This window comes from Streptomyces lunaelactis (assembly GCF_003054555.1).
Taxonomy (GTDB): Bacteria; Actinomycetota; Actinomycetes; order Streptomycetales; family Streptomycetaceae; genus Streptomyces; species Streptomyces lunaelactis.
This window is the reverse complement of record NZ_CP026304.1, coordinates 1,524,862-1,543,817: the sequence shown is the minus strand read 5'-3', so window position 1 is coordinate 1,543,817 and position 18,956 is coordinate 1,524,862. Positions and strand designations below refer to the sequence as shown.

Annotated in this window: 16 protein-coding genes; 14 read left to right on the top strand and 2 right to left on the bottom strand. The window is 71.0% G+C overall.

The window, feature by feature from the left end:
• The first annotated feature begins 49 nt into the window (after nucleotides 1–49).
• The 8 genes from SLUN_RS06695 (at nucleotide 50) to SLUN_RS06660 (ending at nucleotide 8,577) form a co-directional block, all read left to right on the top strand.
• On the top strand, nucleotides 50–1,159 hold the full coding sequence (locus SLUN_RS06695) for a quinone-dependent dihydroorotate dehydrogenase (RefSeq protein WP_108147608.1): 1,110 nt from the start codon (nucleotides 50–52) through the stop codon (nucleotides 1,157–1,159).
• A complete protein-coding gene (gene pyrF, locus SLUN_RS06690) occupies nucleotides 1,156–1,998 on the top strand; it encodes an orotidine-5'-phosphate decarboxylase (protein WP_108147607.1) in 843 nt (280 codons plus the stop codon). The genes SLUN_RS06695 and pyrF overlap by 4 nt, the downstream gene beginning before the upstream one ends.
• A gap of 287 nt (nucleotides 1,999–2,285) precedes the next feature.
• On the top strand, nucleotides 2,286–2,609 hold the full coding sequence (locus SLUN_RS06685) for an integration host factor (protein WP_108147606.1): 324 nt from the start codon (nucleotides 2,286–2,288) through the stop codon (nucleotides 2,607–2,609).
• 38 nt (nucleotides 2,610–2,647) lie between these two features.
• On the top strand, nucleotides 2,648–3,211 hold the full coding sequence (gene gmk / locus SLUN_RS06680) for a guanylate kinase (protein ID WP_108147605.1): 564 nt from the start codon (nucleotides 2,648–2,650) through the stop codon (nucleotides 3,209–3,211).
• Nucleotides 3,212–3,252: 41 nt separating this feature from the next.
• Nucleotides 3,253–3,525, top strand: coding sequence for a DNA-directed RNA polymerase subunit omega (gene rpoZ / locus SLUN_RS06675; protein ID WP_005319902.1), 273 nt, complete (start codon nucleotides 3,253–3,255; stop codon nucleotides 3,523–3,525).
• 133 nt (nucleotides 3,526–3,658) lie between these two features.
• Nucleotides 3,659–4,861, top strand: a complete 1,203-nt coding sequence (coaBC, locus tag SLUN_RS06670) for a bifunctional phosphopantothenoylcysteine decarboxylase/phosphopantothenate--cysteine ligase CoaBC (RefSeq protein ID WP_108147604.1) — start codon at nucleotides 3,659–3,661, stop codon at nucleotides 4,859–4,861.
• 242 nt (nucleotides 4,862–5,103) lie between these two features.
• A complete protein-coding gene (metK, locus tag SLUN_RS06665; RefSeq protein ID WP_108147603.1) occupies nucleotides 5,104–6,312 on the top strand; it encodes a methionine adenosyltransferase in 1,209 nt (402 codons plus the stop codon).
• Between the two features lie 120 nt (nucleotides 6,313–6,432).
• Nucleotides 6,433–8,577: a primosomal protein N' gene (locus SLUN_RS06660; RefSeq protein WP_108147602.1), complete on the top strand. Its 2,145-nt coding sequence runs from the start codon at nucleotides 6,433–6,435 to the stop codon at nucleotides 8,575–8,577.
• A gap of 79 nt (nucleotides 8,578–8,656) precedes the next feature.
• Here SLUN_RS06660 and SLUN_RS06655 read toward each other — a convergent pair whose 3' ends face one another.
• On the bottom strand, nucleotides 8,657–9,193 hold the full coding sequence (locus SLUN_RS06655; protein ID WP_108147601.1) for a hypothetical protein: 537 nt from the start codon (nucleotides 9,191–9,193) through the stop codon (nucleotides 8,657–8,659).
• A gap of 250 nt (nucleotides 9,194–9,443) precedes the next feature.
• Between SLUN_RS06655 and fmt the strand changes: the two genes are divergently transcribed.
• Both fmt and SLUN_RS06645 read left to right on the top strand, forming a co-directional pair.
• Nucleotides 9,444–10,388 carry a methionyl-tRNA formyltransferase gene (gene fmt, locus SLUN_RS06650; protein ID WP_108147600.1) on the top strand — a complete coding sequence of 315 codons (945 nt, stop codon included), beginning with the start codon at nucleotides 9,444–9,446 and terminating at the stop codon, nucleotides 10,386–10,388.
• Between the two features lie 40 nt (nucleotides 10,389–10,428).
• Nucleotides 10,429–11,874, top strand: a complete 1,446-nt coding sequence (locus SLUN_RS06645) for an RsmB/NOP family class I SAM-dependent RNA methyltransferase (RefSeq protein ID WP_108147599.1) — start codon at nucleotides 10,429–10,431, stop codon at nucleotides 11,872–11,874.
• A 53-nt stretch (nucleotides 11,875–11,927) separates the two neighbouring features.
• On the opposite strand, the gene SLUN_RS06640 is transcribed toward SLUN_RS06645, so the two are convergent.
• Nucleotides 11,928–14,114 carry an MMPL family transporter gene (locus SLUN_RS06640; RefSeq protein ID WP_108147598.1) on the bottom strand — a complete coding sequence of 729 codons (2,187 nt, stop codon included), beginning with the start codon at nucleotides 14,112–14,114 and terminating at the stop codon, nucleotides 11,928–11,930.
• Nucleotides 14,115–14,250: 136 nt separating this feature from the next.
• On the opposite strand from SLUN_RS06640, the gene rpe reads away from it, so the two are divergent.
• From rpe to SLUN_RS06620, 4 genes are all read left to right on the top strand, one after another.
• Nucleotides 14,251–14,937 carry a ribulose-phosphate 3-epimerase gene (gene rpe / locus SLUN_RS06635; protein ID WP_108147597.1) on the top strand — a complete coding sequence of 229 codons (687 nt, stop codon included), beginning with the start codon at nucleotides 14,251–14,253 and terminating at the stop codon, nucleotides 14,935–14,937.
• Between the two features lie 75 nt (nucleotides 14,938–15,012).
• Nucleotides 15,013–16,056: a sugar-binding transcriptional regulator gene (locus SLUN_RS06630; protein ID WP_108147596.1), complete on the top strand. Its 1,044-nt coding sequence runs from the start codon at nucleotides 15,013–15,015 to the stop codon at nucleotides 16,054–16,056.
• Between the two features lie 281 nt (nucleotides 16,057–16,337).
• A complete protein-coding gene (locus SLUN_RS06625) occupies nucleotides 16,338–17,780 on the top strand; it encodes a GuaB1 family IMP dehydrogenase-related protein (RefSeq protein WP_179955287.1) in 1,443 nt (480 codons plus the stop codon).
• Between the two features lie 203 nt (nucleotides 17,781–17,983).
• On the top strand, nucleotides 17,984–18,859 hold the full coding sequence (locus SLUN_RS06620) for a SigB/SigF/SigG family RNA polymerase sigma factor (RefSeq protein WP_108147594.1): 876 nt from the start codon (nucleotides 17,984–17,986) through the stop codon (nucleotides 18,857–18,859).
• Nucleotides 18,860–18,956 lie beyond the last annotated feature (97 nt).

Sequence of the window (18,956 nt, the reverse complement as noted above, 5' to 3'; positions counted from 1 at the left end):
GAGGGGGACACCGGCAACGGTGTCCCCCTCCTTCGTGAGGACACCCAACATGTACAAGCTCTTCTTCAACCTGGTCTTCAAGCGGATGGACCCCGAGCAGGCGCACTACCTGGCCTTCCGCTGGATCCGCCTCGCGGCCCGCATCCCCGTGCTGCGTACGCTCGTCGCGGCCGTCCTCGCGCCGCGGTACAAGGAACTGCGCACCGAGGCGCTCGGCCTGCGCATGCACGGCCCCTTCGGCCTCGCCGCCGGCTTCGACAAGAACGCGGTCGCCATCGACGGTATGACGATGCTCGGCTTCGACCACATCGAGATCGGCACGGTCACCGCGGAGCCGCAGCCCGGCAACCCCAAGAAGCGGCTCTTCCGGCTGGTGCCGGACCGTGCGCTGATCAACCGCATGGGCTTCAACAACGAGGGCTCGGCGGCCGTGGCCGAGCGCCTGGGGGCCCGCCGCGAGGTCTTCCGTACCACCGTCGGAGTCAACATCGGCAAGACGAAGGCCGTGCCGGAGGCGGACGCCGTCGGCGACTACGTGACATCGACGGAGCGCCTGGCCCGCCACGCCGACTATCTCGTGGTCAATGTGAGCTCGCCCAACACCCCCGGCCTGCGCAACCTCCAGGCGACCGAGTCGCTGCGCCCCCTGCTCACCGCCGTACGCGAGGCGGCCGACCGCAGCGTCCAGGACCGTCGTGTACCGCTCCTCGTCAAGATCGCGCCGGACCTGGCCGACGAGGACGTCGACGCGGTCGCGGACCTCGCTCTCGAGCTCGGTCTCGACGGCATCATCGCCACCAACACGACCATCGCGCGGGACGGCCTCGGCCTGAAGTCCGACCCGGCGCTGGTCAAGGAGACCGGCGGACTGTCCGGCGCGCCCGTCAAGGAGCGCTCCCTGGCGGTCCTCAGGCGCCTCTACGCGCGCGTGGGCGACCGGATCACCCTGGTGGGCGTCGGCGGCGTCGAGAACGCCGAGGACGCCTGGCAGCGCATCCTCGCGGGCGCCACGCTCGTCCAGGGCTACAGCGCCTTCATCTACGAGGGCCCCTTCTACGCCCGCGCCCTGCACAAGGGACTCGCCGCACGCCTGAAGGCGAGCCCGTACGCCACCCTCGCCGAGGCTGTCGGCGCCGAGACGCGAAAGGTCACCGCATGAGCCCCCTGGAGCCCTTCGGCGCACGTCTGCGCCACGCCATGGACACCCGTGGCCCGCTCTGCGTCGGCATCGACCCGCACGCCTCGCTCCTGACGGCCTGGGGCCTGAACGACGACATCGCCGGCCTCGAGCGCTTCACCCGTACGGTCGTGGAGGCGCTGGCCGACCGGGTCGCCGTCCTCAAGCCGCAGTCGGCGTTCTTCGAGCGCTTCGGCTCGCGCGGCATCGCCGTACTGGAGAAGTCGGTGGCGGAGGCGAGGGAGGCGGGCGCGCTGGTCCTGATGGACGCCAAGCGCGGCGACATCGGCTCCACGATGGGCGCGTACGCCGCGACCTACCTCGACAAGGACTCGCCGCTCTTCTCGGACGCGGTGACCGTCTCCCCGTACCTCGGCTTCGGCTCGCTGCGCCCGGCCCTGGACGCGGCCGCCGCCTCCGGCGCCGGTGTCTTCGTCCTCGCCCTCACCTCCAACCCGGAGGGCGCGGAGGTCCAGCGCTCCACGACCGCGGACGGCCGGTCCCTCGCCCAGCTGATGCTCGACCACATGGCGGCGGAGAACGCGGGCGCGGAGCCGCTCGGCTCGGTCGGCGCGGTCGTCGGCGCCACGCTCGGCGACGTGGGTGTGAACCTGGACATCAACGGTCCGCTGCTCGCCCCGGGCATCGGTGCTCAGGGCGCGACGCCCGCGGACCTTCCGGGGGTCTTCGGCCAGGCGGTCGGCAATGTTGTCCCGAGCGTGAGCCGGGGTGTGCTGCGGCACGGCCCGGACGTGGCGGCCCTGCGCGAGTCGGCGACGCGTTTCGCGGACGAGGTGCGGTCGGCGGTCGCGGGTCGATAGCCCCTCGTGGGGGCCTCGAACACCTCCGTGAGAATCCCTGCATCGACCACCTTGACGGAATCTTGGCTCAAAACCTGGTCAATATGTCGGAAATGTCCTGGTCGGTCGATGCTGACCAGGACTTTTCGTCTGTTCTCGCTGACTGGAGCGGCCATGGCCGCTAGTCTCCGTCGAAGAGCGAACGTGCAGCGAAGTTCCACTGCGTTGCACGTTGCTCGCCTGGTGAGGCGCGACTAGGTTCCTCACCGGTCCGTATCCGACAGTTCGACATCCGAGGTGACGTAGGCGTGGCTCTTCCGCCCCTTACCCCTGAACAGCGCGCAGCCGCGCTCGAAAAGGCCGCCGCGGCTCGCCGGGAGCGGGCCGAGGTCAAGAATCGACTCAAGCACTCCGGCGCCTCGCTCCATGAGGTCATCAAGCAGGGTCAGGAGAACGACGTCATCGGCAAGATGAAGGTCTCCGCTCTCCTTGAGTCCCTGCCGGGCGTGGGCAAGGTCCGCGCCAAGCAGCTCATGGAGCGGCTCGGCATCTCCGAGAGCCGTCGTGTGCGCGGTCTCGGCTCGAATCAGATCGCGTCTCTCGAGCGCGAGTTCGGCGGCGGCCCCGCCTGACGTTCCCGGGCACTCCCGGGAACCTGGATAATCGCTGCATGGCAGCAGAGGTACGTCCGCGGCTGACCGTGCTCTCCGGCCCCTCCGGGGTCGGCAAGAGCACGGTCGTCGCTCATATGCGCAAGGTCCACCCCGAGGTATGGCTCTCGGTGTCGGCCACCACGAGAAAGCCGCGCCCCGGCGAGCGTCACGGCGTTCAGTATTTCTTCGTCACCGACGAGGAATTCGACAAGCTGATCGCCAACGGCGAGTTGCTGGAATGGGCCGAGTTCGCGGGCAATCGCTACGGCACACCGCGCCGTGCGGTCCTCGACCGCCTGGAGGCGGGCGAGCCTGTGCTGCTGGAGATCGACCTCCAAGGCGCCCGGCAGGTCAAGACATCCATGCCGGATTCCCAGCTGGTCTTCCTGGCCCCGCCGAGCTGGGAGGAACTGGTCCGCCGGCTCACCGGCCGCGGCACCGAGTCGCCCGAGGTCATCGAGCGCCGGCTGGCGGCCGCGAAGGTCGAGCTGGCCGCCGAGTCCGAGTTCGATACGACCCTGGTCAACACCTCTGTCGAGGACGTGGCCCGCGAGCTGCTAGCCTTGATGCAAGTTGTTTGATCTTTGTCCGATCATTTTGCAAGTTCTTCGGAAGGCCTAGCGTGTCCTCTTCCATCACTGCGCCCGAGGGCATCATCAACCCGCCGATCGACGAGCTGCTCGAGGCCACTGACTCGAAGTACAGCCTCGTGATCTACGCGGCCAAGCGCGCGCGCCAGATCAACGCGTACTACTCGCAGCTCGGTGAGGGCCTGCTCGAGTACGTCGGTCCGCTGGTGGACACCCACGTCCACGAGAAGCCGCTCTCGATCGCCCTGCGTGAGATCAACGCGGGTCTGCTGACCTCGGAGGCCATTGAGGGCCCGGCTCAGTAGGCACTACCTGTTTCTTCACCACAGGCCCGGCGGCGCGTCCGCCGGGCCTGTGGTGTATTCGGGGGGCCCGGGGGGTCGTCGCCCCGGAGTGATGCAGCATGGGGAGGTACGGATACGAGTGCGGGGAGACGCTGTGGACAAGCCGAAGGTCGTTCTGGGGGTCAGCGGCGGCATCGCCGCGTACAAGGCGTGCGAACTGCTGCGGAGACTGACCGAGTCGGGCCATGACGTACGGGTCGTACCGACCGGGTCGGCACTGCACTTCGTCGGCGCGGCGACCTGGTCCGCTCTCTCGGGTCACCCCGTCTCGACCGAGGTCTGGTCCGACGTCCACGAAGTGCCTCACGTACGGATCGGGCAGAACGCCGATCTCGTCGTGGTCGCCCCCGCCACCGCCGACATGCTCGCCAAGGCGGCCCACGGCCTCGCCGACGACCTCCTCACCAATACGCTCCTCACCGCCCGCTGTCCGGTCGTCTTCGCGCCCGCGATGCACACCGAGATGTGGGAGCACCCCGCCACCCGGGAGAACGTCGCGACGCTGCGCCGCCGCGGGGCCGTCGTCATCGAGCCCGCCGTGGGGCGGCTCACAGGCGTCGACACAGGCAAGGGCCGGCTGCCGGAACCGGGCGAGATCTTCGAGGTCTGCCGCCGGGTGCTCGCCCGAGGCGTCGCCGCGCCGGATCTCGCCGGGCGGCATGTCGTCGTCAGCGCGGGCGGCACGCGCGAGCCGCTCGACCCGGTCCGCTACCTGGGGAATCGCTCCTCGGGGAAGCAGGGATACGCCCTGGCCCGTACCGCCGCGGCCCGTGGCGCGCGGGTCACGCTCATCGAGGCCAACACCGCGATGCCGGACCCGGCGGGCGTGGACGTGGTCCACGCCGGAACGGCGGTCCAGCTGCGCGAGGCCGTGCTCAAGGCCGCAGCGGACGCCGACGCGGTGGTGATGGCCGCGGCCGTCGCGGATTTCCGCCCCGCCACGTACGCCGAAGGCAAGATCAAGAAGAAGGACGGCCAGGAGCCCGCGCCGATCGCGCTGGTCCGCAATCCCGACATCCTCGCCGAGATCTCGGCCGACCGGGCCCGCCCCGCTCAGGTCGTCGTCGGTTTCGCCGCGGAGACCGACGACGTGCTCGCCAACGGCCGCGAGAAGCTGCGCCGCAAGGGCTGCGATCTGCTGGTGGTCAACGAGGTGGGCGAGCGCAGGACATTCGGCTCCGAGGAGAACGAAGCCGTGGTGCTCGCCGCGGACGGCGGCGAGACGCCGGTGCCGTACGGACCCAAGGAAGCGCTCGCGGACACCGTGTGGGACCTGGTCGTACCGCGGCTTGGGTGAATTCTTGGATTCGCCTGAGCGGACGGATGAAAACCCGTGAAATGCGGCATATTAGTCGCGGAATACCGCTCAGCCCCCTACTCTTTGCTGTCGGACCACAGGTCACAGAGCTCCCACGGAGCGAGACGGGTGGTCCGACGGAGGAGCGCGACCGATAAACTGCACCCGGAACGTCGCGGGGCGCAGCCCCCGGCCGGTCCGCCAATGATCAGCCAGCAGCCGCTGCAACCCCAGGGAGCGATGTGTCCCGCCGTCTCTTCACCTCGGAGTCCGTGACCGAGGGTCACCCCGACAAGATCGCTGACCAGATCAGCGACACCATTCTCGACGCACTTCTGCGGGAGGACCCGACCTCCCGGGTCGCCGTGGAGACCTTGATCACCACCGGCCTGGTGCATGTGGCCGGCGAGGTGACCACCAAGGCGTACGCCGACATCCCCACGCTCGTGCGCAACAAGATCCTCGAGATCGGTTACGACTCCTCGAAGAAGGGCTTCGACGGCGCGTCCTGCGGCGTCTCGGTCTCCATCGGCGCGCAGTCGCCGGACATCGCGCAGGGCGTCGACACCGCGTACGAGAAGCGCGTCGAGGGCGACGAGGACGAGCTGGACAAGCAGGGCGCCGGCGACCAGGGCCTGATGTTCGGCTACGCCTGCGACGAGACCCCCGAGCTGATGCCGCTGCCGATCCACCTGGCGCACCGGCTCTCCCGCCGGCTCTCCGAGGTCCGCAAGAACGGGACCATCCCGTACCTGCGTCCCGACGGCAAGACCCAGGTCACCATCGAGTACGACGGCGACAAGGCCGTGCGTCTGGACACCGTGGTCGTCTCCTCGCAGCACGCCTCGGACATCGACCTCGACTCGCTGCTCGCCCCCGACATCCGCGAGTTTGTCGTCGAGCACGTGCTGAAGCAGCTCATCGAGGACGGCATCAAGCTGGACACCGATGGCTACCGGCTGCTGGTGAACCCGACCGGCCGCTTCGAGATCGGCGGTCCGATGGGCGACGCCGGCCTCACGGGCCGCAAGATCATCATCGACACCTACGGCGGCATGGCCCGCCACGGCGGCGGCGCCTTCTCGGGCAAGGACCCGTCGAAGGTGGACCGCAGCGCCGCCTACGCGATGCGCTGGGTCGCCAAGAACGTGGTGGCGGCCGGGCTCGCGGCGCGCTGCGAGGTCCAGGTCGCGTACGCCATCGGCAAGGCCGAGCCCGTCGGACTCTTCGTCGAGACCTTCGGCACCGCGACGCTCGACGGCGACAAGATCGAGCAGGCCATCGCCGAGGTCTTCGACCTGCGCCCGGCCGCGATCATCCGCGACCTGGATCTGCTGCGCCCGATCTACGCGCAGACGGCGGCGTACGGCCACTTCGGCCGCGAGCTGCCGGACTTCACCTGGGAGCGCACGGACCGCGTGGACGCGCTGCGCAAGGCCGCGGGGCTGTAACCCGGCTGCATGCCATGACGCCTGTGCGAGGCCCCGGACCGATTTGGTCCGGGGCCCTCGTGCGTACGGAGACGTCCACGGCATGCCGCCCTGTCAGTGCTGTCTGGTAGGAATTTGGCTGTGAGCAGCGACAACAAGCAGCCCGAAGAGCCCGCCGCCGGTGGGCCGGAGCAGCTTGCTCTCATCCGGGAGACCGTGCGCGGGGCCAAGGTGCCGAAGGCCAAGCCGCGGACCTGGCGTGGGGCCGCGCTCGCCAAGGAGTTGCCCGTCGCACGGGTGATGGTCAACAAGGGTGTGCTCCACCTCGACCAGTACTTCGACTACGCCGTGCCCGAGGAGCTGGACGCGGACGCGCAGCCCGGGGTGCGGGTTCGGGTGCGGTTCGGGGCCGGCGCGCATCGGGTGCGGGACGGGCGGCGTGAGGGTGGCGGGTTGATCGACGGATTCCTCATCGAGCGGCGCGCCGAGACGGACTACGGGGGCGCGCTCGCCGCGCTCGCCTATGTGGTCTCGCCGGAGCCGGTGCTCAGCCCGGAGATGCTGGCTCTCGCACGCGCGGTCGCCGATCGGTATGCGGGGAGCCTGGCGGATGTGCTGCAGCTCGCTGTTCCGCCCAGGAACGGACGGGCCGAGTCGAAGCCGTCGCCGGAGCCGCTGCCGCCGCCGCCCGCGCCGGAAGCGGCGAGCTGGGGGCGGTACGGGCGCGGGGCGGCGTTTCTGGAGGCGCTCGCCGGTGGCGGTGCGCCGCGGGCCGTGTGGACCGCACTGCCCGGGCCCCACTGGCCCGACGAGCTGGCGCGGGCCGTGGCGGCGACGCTCGCCTCCGGGAGGGGCGCGCTGGTCGTCGTGCCCGACGGGCGGCGCGCGGCGCGGGTCGACGCCGCGCTCACCGCGCTGCTCGGCGAGGGACGCCATGCGGTGCTGACCGCCGAGTCCGGGCCGGAGAAGCGGTACCGGCAGTGGCTCGCCGTGCGCCGGGGGTCGGTGCGGGCCGTCGTCGGGACGCGGGCCGCGATGTTCGCACCCGTACAGGATCTCGGGCTGGTCGCGATCTGGGACGACGGCGATTCGAGCCACAGCGATGAGAACGCACCGTTCCCGCATGTGCGCGAGGTGCTCGAACTGCGTGCCACGCACGACCGGTGCGGCTTCCTGCTGGGCGGTACGAGCTGCACGGTGGAAGCGGCCCAGCTGGTGGAGAGCGGCTGGGCGCTGCCGCTGAGCGCCGGCCGGGAGCAGGTGCGCGGTGCCGCGCCCCTGGTGCGGACCGTCGGGGACGGCGACCTGGCGCGGGACGAGGCGGCGCGCGCGGCGCGGCTGCCCAGCCTGGCCTGGCAGGCCGTACGGGAGGGGCTGAAGCGCGGGCCGGTGCTGGTGCAGGTGCCCAGGCGCGGCTATGCGCCGAGGCTGGCCTGCGAGCGGTGCCGGACACCCGCGCGCTGCCGGCACTGTTCGGGACCGCTGGAGGCGCCGGACGAGCGGGATCTGAAGTGCGCCTGGTGCGGGCGCGGCGCGCCCGGCTGGCACTGCGTCGAGTGCGGCGGTACGCGGCTGCGCGCCCAGATCGTGGGCGCGCGGCGCACGGCGGAGGAGCTGGGCCGGGTGTTCCCCGCCGTCCAGGTGCGCACATCGGGCCGGGACCATGTGCTGGACAGCGTGCCCGACCGGCCCGCGCTGGTGGTGAGCACCCCGGGCGCGGAGCCCATCGCGGAGGGCGGCTACGCGGCGGCGCTGCTGCTCGACGGCTGGGCGATGCTGGGGCGCCCCGATCTGAGGGCGGGTGAGGAGGCACTGCGGCGCTGGATGGACGCCGCCTCGCTGGTACGGGGGCAGAGCGAGGGCGGCACCGTGGTCATCGTCGCCGAGCCCACACAGCGGCCGGTGCAGGCGCTGGTGCGCTGGGACCCGGTCGGCCACGCGCAGCGCGAGCTGGCGGAGCGGGCCGAGCTCGGTTTCCCGCCGGTGTCGCGGATCGCGGCGGTGACTGGCCGGGCCGAGGCGGTCGCCGAGTTCGTGGCGACGGCCGGACTGCCGGGCGACGCCGAGGTGCTGGGCCCCGTGCCGCTGCCGGTCACGGACCCGGGCAGGCCCCGCAGGCCGGGTGATCCTCCGGTGGGCGAGGTGTGGGAGCGGGTGCTGCTGAGGGTCCCGCCGGGCAGCGGTTCGGCACTGGCGGCCGCGCTGAAGACGGCCCAGGCGGCCCGGATGGCGCGCGGGAGCGGCGAGCCGGTACGGATCAGAATCGACCCGCCGGACATCGGCTGACGGGCCCCGTACAGGCCACGTACGACAAACGGCTGCCCCTGCCAGGCAAGGGCAGGGGCAGGGGCAGCCGGGCGGAAGGTCAGCCGTTGCGTGGGCCGGGGAAGGCGCTCGGGCGGGCCTCCTCGCGGAGGGACTGGCTGGTGGCCATCGGCTGCGGCGGCATCGAACGGGCGGCGGGGACGGCAGGCAGCCCCTGGCCGATCGGCAGCGTGCGGGCCGTCGAGGCATCCGCGCCGTGCTCCACTTCGGCGGGACCCGCCTGCTGCGCCGCCCGCCGGGCGCCGTAACGGCGGTGGACCGCCTGCTTGGTGACCCCGAGCGCCGAGCCCACGGCGTCCCACGAGAAGCCCAGCGAGCGGTCGAAGTCCACCGCGGCGGTCACCAGCGTCTCGACGCTGTCCCGCAGCTCCTGCGCGAGACGGACGGTCGGGGCCGGGGCCCTGCCGTAGACGACGAAGCCCGTGGACGGGCCGGAGCGGCGCGGGCGGTAGACATTGCCCAACTGGGCGGTGAGTGTGCGCAGGGCGTCCACCTGCCGGCGGACCCGCTCGATGTCCCGCACCAGGAGGTGCAGGCTCGCCCGGGCTTGGGCGTCATGGGTTGCGTGGTCGGCCATTGACGAGCCTCTCGAACCGGCGTTGAAAAGGGGTCGGGCCGCAGCGGGGCGGCCCGTTTCGGTCAATCTCTCTTGACCAACGCTCTACCGGGCGATGTGGTCACGCTGCGGGGGCGTATGCGCATATGCGCGGGGCGCGCGGTCCTCCGTACGCCCCCTGCCGTCACGGCCCATAGACTGGTGCGCTGCTCGTCACCGCACGTACCACCAGCTACCTGCACGTACCAGCCTGAGAGGCAGTCAGCCACCGATGAAGCTCGTCTTCGCAGGCACCCCCGAGGTCGCCGTACCCTCCCTGGACGCACTGATCGCCTCCGACCGGCACGAAGTGGCCGCCGTCGTCACCCGGCCGGACGCTCCCGCCGGCCGCGGCCGGCATCTGGTGGCCAGCCCGGTGGCCCAGCGTGCCGAAGAGGCAGGGATCGAGGTGCTCAAGCCGGTCAAGCCGCGGGACGAGGACTTTCTGGCGCGGCTGCGTGAGATCGCGCCCGACTGCTGCCCGGTCGTCGCCTACGGCGCGCTGCTGCCCCAGGTCGCCCTGGACGTGCCCGCCCGCGGCTGGGTCAATCTGCACTTCTCGCTGCTGCCCGCCTGGCGCGGTGCCGCGCCCGTCCAGCAGGCCATCATCGCCGGGGACGAGATGACCGGCGCCTCGACGTTCCTGATCGAGAAGGGGCTGGACTCCGGCCCGGTGTACGGGGTGATCACCGAGCTGGTGCGGCCCACCGACACCAGCGGCGACCTCCTCACCCGGCTCGCGTTCGCCGGTGCCGGGCTGCTGGTCGCGACCATGGACGGCATCGAGGACGGCACCCTCAAGCCCGTGCCGCAGCCGGCCGATGGCATCTCGCTCGCGCCGAAGATCACCGTCGAGGACGCCCATGTGGACTGGACGGCTCCGGCGCTGCGTGTCGACCGGCTCGTACGAGGCTGCACTCCCGCACCCGGGGCGTGGACGGTCTTCCGCGGGGAGCGGCTCAAGCTGATCCAGGTTGCGCCGGTGCCGGACCGTACGGACCTGGCACCCGGTGAACTCGCCTGCGGAAAGAACAATGTGTACGTCGGTACGGGGTCGTACGCCGTCGAGCTGCTCTGGGTCCAGCCGCAGGGCAAGAAGCCGATGCGCGCCGCCGACTGGGCGCGCGGGGTGCGGATCGCCCCGGGCGAGCGGGTCGGCGCCGCGGACGTAGGCTGAGAGGGTTCGGCCCTCTCACCATCAGCGGAGCACCTTTCACGTGAACGACCAGCCTCGTCGCCGTCCCGCCAAGCAGTCGAAGCCGTACCGGCGCCCCCAGAAGGATCCCGTGCGCATCCTCGCTTTCGAGGCGCTGCGGGCCGTCGACGAGCGGGACGCGTACGCGAATCTCGTGCTGCCGCCGCTGCTCAAGAAGGCCCGCGAGAAGGACGACTTCGACGGGCGCGACGCGGCGCTCGCCACCGAGCTGGTGTACGGGACGCTGCGCCGCCAGGGCACGTACGACGCGATCATCGCGACGTGCATCGACCGGCCACTGCGCGAGGTCGACCCGCCGGTGCTCGACGTGCTCGCGCTCGGCGCGCACCAGTTGCTCGGAACGCGGATCCCGACGCATGCCGCGGTGTCGGCGAGTGTGGACCTGGCCCGGGTGGTGCTCGGCGACGGGCGCGCCAAGTTCGTCAACGCCGTACTGCGGAAGATCGCGCAGAACGATCTCGACGCCTGGCTGGAGAAGGTCGCACCGCCGTACGACGAGGACGCCGAGGACCATCTGGCCGTCGTCCACTCGCACCCCCGCTGGATCGTCTCCGCGCTGTGGGACTCGCTGGGCGGCGGTCGCGCCGGGATCGAGGACCTGCTCGAGGCCGACAACGAGCGGCCCGAGGTGACCCTCGTCGCCCGGCCCGGCCGCTCCACGACGGACGAGCTGTTCGATGTGCTCGGCGAGGATTCCGGGCTGCCGGGGCGCTGGTCGCCGTATGCCGTACGGCTGGCCGAGGGCGGCGAGCCCGGCGCCATCGAGGCCGTACGGGAGGGGCGGGCCGGCGTCCAGGACGAGGGCAGCCAGCTCGTCGCGATCGCCCTGGCCAACGCGCCGCTGGACGGGCCCGACGAGCGCTGGCTCGACGGATGCGCGGGTCCCGGCGGCAAGGCGGCGATGCTCGCCGCGCTGGCCGCGGGGCGTGGCGCGTCGCTGCTGGCCTCCGAGAAGCAGCCGCACCGTGCCCGGCTGGTCGAGCGGGCGCTGGCCGGCAACCCCGGCCCGTACCAGGTCATCGCCGCCGACGGCACGCGCCCGCCGTGGCGTGAGGGCTCCTTCGACCGCGTACTCGTCGATGTCCCCTGCACGGGCCTCGGCGCGCTGCGACGCAGGCCCGAGGCCCGCTGGCGCCGTCGCCCCGAGGACCTCGAGGGCTTCGCCCCGCTCCAACGCGGGCTGCTGCGCGAGGCGTTGAAGGCCGTGCGGGTCGGGGGAGTCGTCGGATACGCGACGTGCTCGCCGCATCTCGCCGAAACGCGGGTAGTCGTGGAGGACGTACTGAAGGGCCGCGGCGGGCAGCAGCCGTTCGAGGCGGAGTGGGTCGACGCCAGGCCGCTGATGCCGGGCGTGCCCGCGCTGGGGAACGGACCGGACGTCCAGCTCTGGCCGCATCTGCACGGCACGGACGCGATGTACCTGGCGCTGTTGCGGCGTACGGCCTGAGGCGCGGCACGCAGGGGCCCTTCTCGGGGGGCCCACGACGGCCCATCGCCGGGTCAGCCGGCGGTCGGGCCGCCTGACGCCGGGCCGCCCGCCACAGGTTCCGGTTCCCGCTGCGGCGGCTCGGGTTCCTCGCGGGACATCCGGTGCGGCCACCACACCTTCGGTCCCACGTCCAGGAACAGTGACGTGACCAGTACGGACCGGACGACGAGGGTGTCCAGCAGCACGCCCAGCGCGACCGCGAAGCCGATCTCCGCGAAAGCGACCATCGGCAGCGTGCCCAGCGCCGCGAACGTGCCCGCCAGGACCAGGCCCGCCGAGGTGATGACCGCGCCGGTGGCCGCCAGGCCGGTCAGCACGCCCGCCCTGGTGCCCTGGCGGCCGGCCTCCTCCCGGATCCGGGTGGACAGGAAGATGTTGTAGTCGATGCCCAGTGCCACCAGGAACACGAAGACGAAGAGTGGGAAGTCCGTCGACTCGCCCGCGTAGTCGAAGATGTAGCGGAAAGCGAGCGCGCTCAGGCCCAGCGCGGCGGCGAAGGACAGCACAACCGTCGCGATGAGCAGCAGTGGCGCGATCAGAGACCGCAGCAGCACGATCAGCACCAGCAGCACCACCGCCAGGACCAGCGGAATGATCAGATAGTTGTCGTGCGTGGTCGCGGCGTCCATATCGAGCAGGGCGGCCGTACCCCCGCCCACCCGCGCGTCGGCGTCCGGGACCGCGTGCACCGCGTCCCGTACCCGCTCGACGGTGTCCTTGGCGGCCGCGCTGTCGGCGCGGTCCGTCATGGTCGCCTCGATCAGCACCCGGCCGTTGTGCTCGGGCGCCGTGCCCGGCGGTACGGCGATGGACTGCGGCACCACGCCGCTGGTCACCGCGACGGTCTCGCCGACCTGTCTGGCCTGTGGCGTGTTGGTGATGATGACCAGCGGATCACCGCTGCCCGCCGGGAAGTACCTGCCCTGGACCTGCTGCCCGGCGATCGAATCCGGCTTGCCGGTGAAGGAGTCGGCATTGCTGATACCCGCGGCCCGCAGCTGCGTGAGGCCGAAGGCGAAGGCGGCGAGAACGAGCGTCGTGACCACCCAGGTCTTCCGCGGACGGCGGGCGATGGACTGTCCCGTACGGGCCCAGAAACCGCGCTCGTTGGGCTCCGGAGAGCCGAGGTGCGGGATCGCGGGCCAGAAGATCCACCGGCCGAAGATCACCAGGAGGGCGGGGAAGAGCGTGATCATCGCGAGCAGGGCGACCGCGACGCCGATGGCGGCGACCGGGCCGAGCCCGCTGGTGGAGTTCATCTCCGCTGCCAGCAGCACCAGCATGCCCAGGACCACCGTGGCGCCACTGGCCAGGACCGCCGGGCCCGCGCGGTGCAGCGCGAGCGCCATCGCCTCGTGCCGGTCCTCGTGGCGGCGCAGCTCCTCGCGGTAGCGGGCGACCAGCAGCAGGGCATAGTCCGTCCCCGCGCCGAAGACGAGGACGGTCAGGATGCCCGCGCTCTGCCCGTTGACCGTCAGGTCGGCGTGCTTGGCCAGCAGATAGATCACGGCCTGTGCGGCGATGAGCGCGCCGACCACCGCGATCACCGGGACCAGCAGCAGGGTTGGACTGCGGAAAGTGATCAGCAGCATCACGATCACGACGGCGAGTGCCGCGAACAGGAGTGTGGAGTCGATGCCCTCGAAGGCCTCGGAGAAGTCGGCCGCGGTGCCGCCGGGCCCGGTGATGTGCACCGCGAGCCCGGATTGACTCGTGCCCGTCTCGTCGCGGACGGAGTCGACGGCGGGTGCGATCCGCTCCCAGCCCTTCTCGTCCATCGTGATCGGTACGAAGACCTCGGCGGCCCGCGGATTGTCGGGCCGGTCGTAGACAGGGCCGCGGACCTCGTTGCCACGCAGCCCGTGGTCCCGCAGCCCATTGATCGCCGCGACATCGTCGGCGATACGCGCCTGGTCGGCGGCGGTGAGGCCGCTCTCGCGCGCGTACACGACGACCGCCGGGATGACCTCGGGCCTGAACTCCTCCGACTCCGCCAGGACTTGCGTGGACTCGGCGCTGCCGGGCAGCCAGGACGCGGCGTCGTTGTCCTGGACGTCGGCGAGTTTCTGGGCGAGGGGGGCGGCCAGAAAGATCACGACCAGCCACAGGGCGACGACGACCCACTTGCTGCGCCGCCCGCAGACCAGGTGGGCGACGCCTTTCTGAGGCCGTACCTGTCCCCTGTGCGCGTCTGGCATGACGCCCCCAATTGCCCCTCGTCGTGGGCCGAATCGCCAGGATTGCACGGACTGTGCCGATCCGGGGAGCCCTTGGTCCGTACCGAGAGCTCTACTGGAGGAGGGGAAGAGACCCGGAACATGGCAGGCTTGGCCCATGGCCGTTCAGATCAGTCCCAGTATCCTCTCCGCCGACTTCTCGCGCCTGGCGGAGGAGGCCAAGGCCGTCGAAGGCGCCGACTGGCTCCATGTCGATGTCATGGACAACCACTTCGTGCCCAACCTGACCCTGGGTGTGCCCGTCGTGGAATCCCTCAGCCGGGCGACGGACACCCCGCTGGACTGCCATCTGATGATCGAGGACCCCGATCGGTGGGCCCCCCAGTACGTCGAAGCGGGGGCCGGATCCGTCACCTTCCACGTCGAGGCCGCCGCCGCACCCGTACGGCTGGCGCGCGAAATCAGGGCCAAGGGCGCCCGCGCCTCGATGGCGCTCAAGCCGGCCACTCCCATCGAGCCGTACGAGGACCTGCTCCCCGAGCTCGACATGCTGCTGATCATGACCGTGGAGCCGGGCTTCGGCGGCCAGGCGTTCCTGGACATCATGCTGCCGAAGATCCGCCGTACTCGGGAGCTGATCTCCAAGCACGGCCTCGAGCTGTGGCTGCAGGTCGACGGCGGGGTCTCGGACGCGACGATCGAGCGGTGCGCCGAGGCCGGAGCGGATGTGTTCGTCGCCGGTTCCGCGGTGTACGGCGCCCAGGATCCGGCGCAGGCCGTGCGCGCACTGCGCGGCAAGGCGCAGCAGACGATCGCCTCGGCGGCATGGGCGTGCGACCACTGAGCCACAAGCAAGTGAACTCAGCCCATCAGGGCTGATCAACAACCGCCGGATCTGACAGGATGACGGATCCGGAGTGTGTACAGCAGTGAGGAGATCGCGGTGTCTGCAAGGTCGTCGGGTCGCACAGCCCTGCGGATGGGACCCGCGGAGCTGGTGCAGGCGGCGGCCATGGCCCGCCGCTTCTATCTCGAGGGCAAATCCAAGATCCAGATCGCGGAGGAGTTCGGCGTCAGCCGCTTCAAGGTCGCGAGGGTTCTGGAGACGGCTCTCGAGCGTGATCTCGTACGGATCGAGATCCGCGTACCCGCGGAGCTGGACGCGGAGCGCTCCGACGCGCTGCGCGCCCGCTTCGGCCTGCGGCACGCGGTCGTCGTCGAATCCCCGTCGGAGGGCGAGGAGGAGTCGCCCGACCCGGAGAACCTCGGCGAGGTGGCCGCCGATCTGCTCGGCGAGCTGGTGAACGAGGGCGATGTGCTGGGCCTGGCCTGGGGCCGGTCCACGATCCACATGGCGGCCGCGCTCGACCGGCTGCCACCGTGCACGGTCGTCCAGCTCACGGGCGTGTACGACGCGGGGACCGCCGAACGCGGTTCCGTCGAGGCGGTACGGCGCGCCGCCCAGGTCTCCGGCGGTGAGGCCCACCCCATCTACGCCCCCATGCTGCTGCCCGACCCGGCCACCGCCGCGGCGCTGCGCAACCAGACGGGGATCGCCCGAGCCTTCGAGTACTTCGACAAGGTGACCGTCGCGGCGGTCTCGATCGGTTCCTGGGAGCCGGGCATCTCGACGGTGCACGACATGCTCACCGACGAGGAGCGCGCGCACTACGCCTCGCTCGGCGTCGCCGCCGAGATGTCCGCGCACCTCTTCGACGCGGACGGCCGGCGGGTAGGCCGTGACCTGGGCGAACGCTGCATCACGGTCGAGGCCGACCGGCTGCGCCGTATCCCCGAGGTGGTGGCGATCGCGGGCGGACAGCGCAAGGCCGAGGCGATCGGGGCCGTACTGCGCTCGGGTCTGGTGACCAGCCTGGTGACGGACACGGCGGCCGCGGACCACCTGCTGACGGCCCCACCGGGACAGCGGCCGGCACTGGAACGGGCCGACCCGGACGACTAGGCCGTGTCTGACAAATAGTGCCGTCCGCCCGCAGGGCGGGGTGCGTGCCGGGCGTCGCGCGCCAGGCGGGATTTGTCAGACACGGCCTGGCGGTCCACGGGCATCGCGCCGAGGCTCTCCGGCCGCACGGGAGCTATGGACGATCGCACCAGGCCACCCGTGCTGACCTGGAGGAATCGTCCGGGCAGCACATTGACTCCGGCATGGGACAATGAAGTACGTGCGATTTCCCCGGCTGAGATGCCCGGGGGCCAACTCCGATCGACTGGGATGTTCTGCACGTGCGTTTCCTCAATGATCTGAAGCCGCCGTACGACCTGACGTACGACGACGTGTTCATGGTGCCGAGCCGCTCGGCCGTCGGTTCCCGCCAGGGCGTGGACCTCTCGTCCCCCGACGGCACCGGCACCACCATCCCGCTCGTCGTCGCGAACATGACCGCCATCGCGGGCCGCCGGATGGCCGAGACGCTCGCCCGCCGCGGCGGCCTCGTCGTCATCCCCCAGGACATCCCCATCGACGTCGTCACCGATGTCATCTCCTGGGTCAAGACGCGCCACCATGTGCTCGACACCCCGATCGTGCTCGCCCCCGGCCAGACCGTCGCAGACGCGCTGTCCCTGCTGCCGAAGCGGGCGCACGGTGCCGGCGTCGTCGTCGACGCCGACCAGCGGCCGATCGGTGTTGTCACCGACGCCGACCTGACCGGAGTCGACCGCTTCACCCAGCTGTCCGAGGTCATGTCCAGGGACCTGCTGCTGCTCGATGCGGACATCGACCCGCGCGAAGCGTTCAACAAGCTCGACCATGCCAATCGGCGGTACGCCCCCGCGGTCGACTCCGAGGGCAGGCTCGTGGGTGTCCTCACCCGCAAGGGCGCCCTGCGAGCGACCCTCTACTCCCCGGCCGTCGACTCCGAGGGCAGGCTGCGCATCGCCGCCGCCGTCGGCATCAACGGCGATGTGGCGGGCAAGGCCAAGCAGCTCCTCGACGCGGGCGTCGACACCCTCGTCGTCGACACCGCGCACGGCCACCAGGAGTCGATGATCACCGCGATCAAGGCGGTCCGCGGGCTCGACCCGCATGTGCCGATCGCCGCGGGCAACATCGTCGCCGCCGAGGGTGTGCGCGACCTCGTCGAGGCCGGCGCGGACATCATCAAGGTCGGTGTCGGCCCCGGCGCCATGTGCACCACCCGCATGATGACCGGCGTGGGCCGGCCGCAGTTCTCCGCCGTGCTGGAGTGCGCCGCCGAGGCGAAGAAGTTCGGCAAGCACGTCTGGGCGGACGGCGGTGTCCGCCACCCGCGCGATGTCGCCATGGCGCTCGCCGCGGGCGCGTCCAACGTCATGATCGGCTCCTGGTTCGCCGGTACGTACGAGTCCCCGGGCGACCTTCAGCAGGCCGCCGACGGCCGGCTGTACAAGGAGTCCTTCGGCATGGCCTCGGCGCGTGCCGTCCGTAACCGTACGAGCGAGGAGTCGTCGTACGACCGGGCCCGCAAGGCGCTGTTCGAGGAGGGCATCTCCACCTCTCGGATGTTCCTCGACCCGACCCGTCCGGGCGTCGAGGACCTGATCGACTCGATCATCGCGGGCGTCCGCTCCTCCTGCACCTACGCCGGTGCCGGCTCGCTCGAGGAGTTCGCCGAGAAGGCGATCGTCGGCATCCAGAGCGCCGCCGGCTACGCCGAGGGCAAGCCGCTGCACGCCAGCTGGAGTTAGGCCGTGTCTGACACGGCTTAGGCCCCTCCGGTCGATCAGGCCGGGCAGAACCCAGCCCGCCACCTCACGCCAACCACGTCCGGCCCCGCGATCGCCGCGGCGGCCGGACGCGGCATGTGGCGTCAACTCGCCTGCCCAGGCATGGGTAAAGAGAGTCTGGGTAGGCGCCGCCCTGCACTGACCACAGAGCAGGGGAGGACGAAGTGTCCACGGCGAGCACGGTCACGACCGAACTCACACAGCCTGGAACACAGCGCCCGAACATCGCGGAGCTGGGTCTTCCGGACGTGCCGAAGCCGGGTGATGTCGCGCCCCGGGACGCACGTGAGATCTCGAAGCTCTTCTTCGTACGCCTCGCCTCGCTGGAGGAGGGGACGCAAGAGCATCAGTACGTACGGAACACACTCATCGAACTCAACCTGGCGCTCGTCAGGTACGCGGCAGGCCGGTTCCGTAACCGGGCCGAGCAGATGGAGGACATCGTCCAGGTCGGCACCGTCGGCCTGATCAAGGCGATCGACCGGTTCGAGCTGAGCCGCGAGGTGGAGTTCGCGACCTTCGCCGTCCCGTACATCGTCGGTGAGATCAAGCGGTTCTTCCGCGACACCAGTTGGGCGGTTCATGTGCCGCGCCGGCTGCAGGAGTTGCGGATCGATCTGGCGAAGGCCACCGACGAACTCTCCCAGGAGCTGGACCGCGCGCCGAGCACCGCCGAACTGGCCGGGCACCTCGGACTCGAGGAGGAAGAGATCATCGAGGGTGTGGTCGCGAGCAACGGCTACACGGCCGGCTCGATCGACATGCCCATGGACGACGCGTCCGACCATCCCTCCGCGCCGCTGTCCGACCGGCTCGGCGCACCCGACGCCGATCTGGAGACCGCGGAGAACGTCCAGGCGCTCAAGCCGCTCATCGAGGAACTCGACGACCGCGACAAGCGGATCCTGCGGATGCGCTTCGGCGAGGAGATGACCCAGTCGGAGATCGGCGTGGAGCTGGGCGTCTCGCAGATGCATGTGTCCCGGCTGCTGACGCGCATCACCTCGCGGCTGCGTGAGGGGCTGCTCATGGTGGAGTGACACTCCGCCCCGTTCGGCTCACGATCCACGATTTCCCCCCACGGGAGAAGCGGCGTCCCGACCGACCGGGACGCCGCCTCCGTGTGTCCGGTGCCGT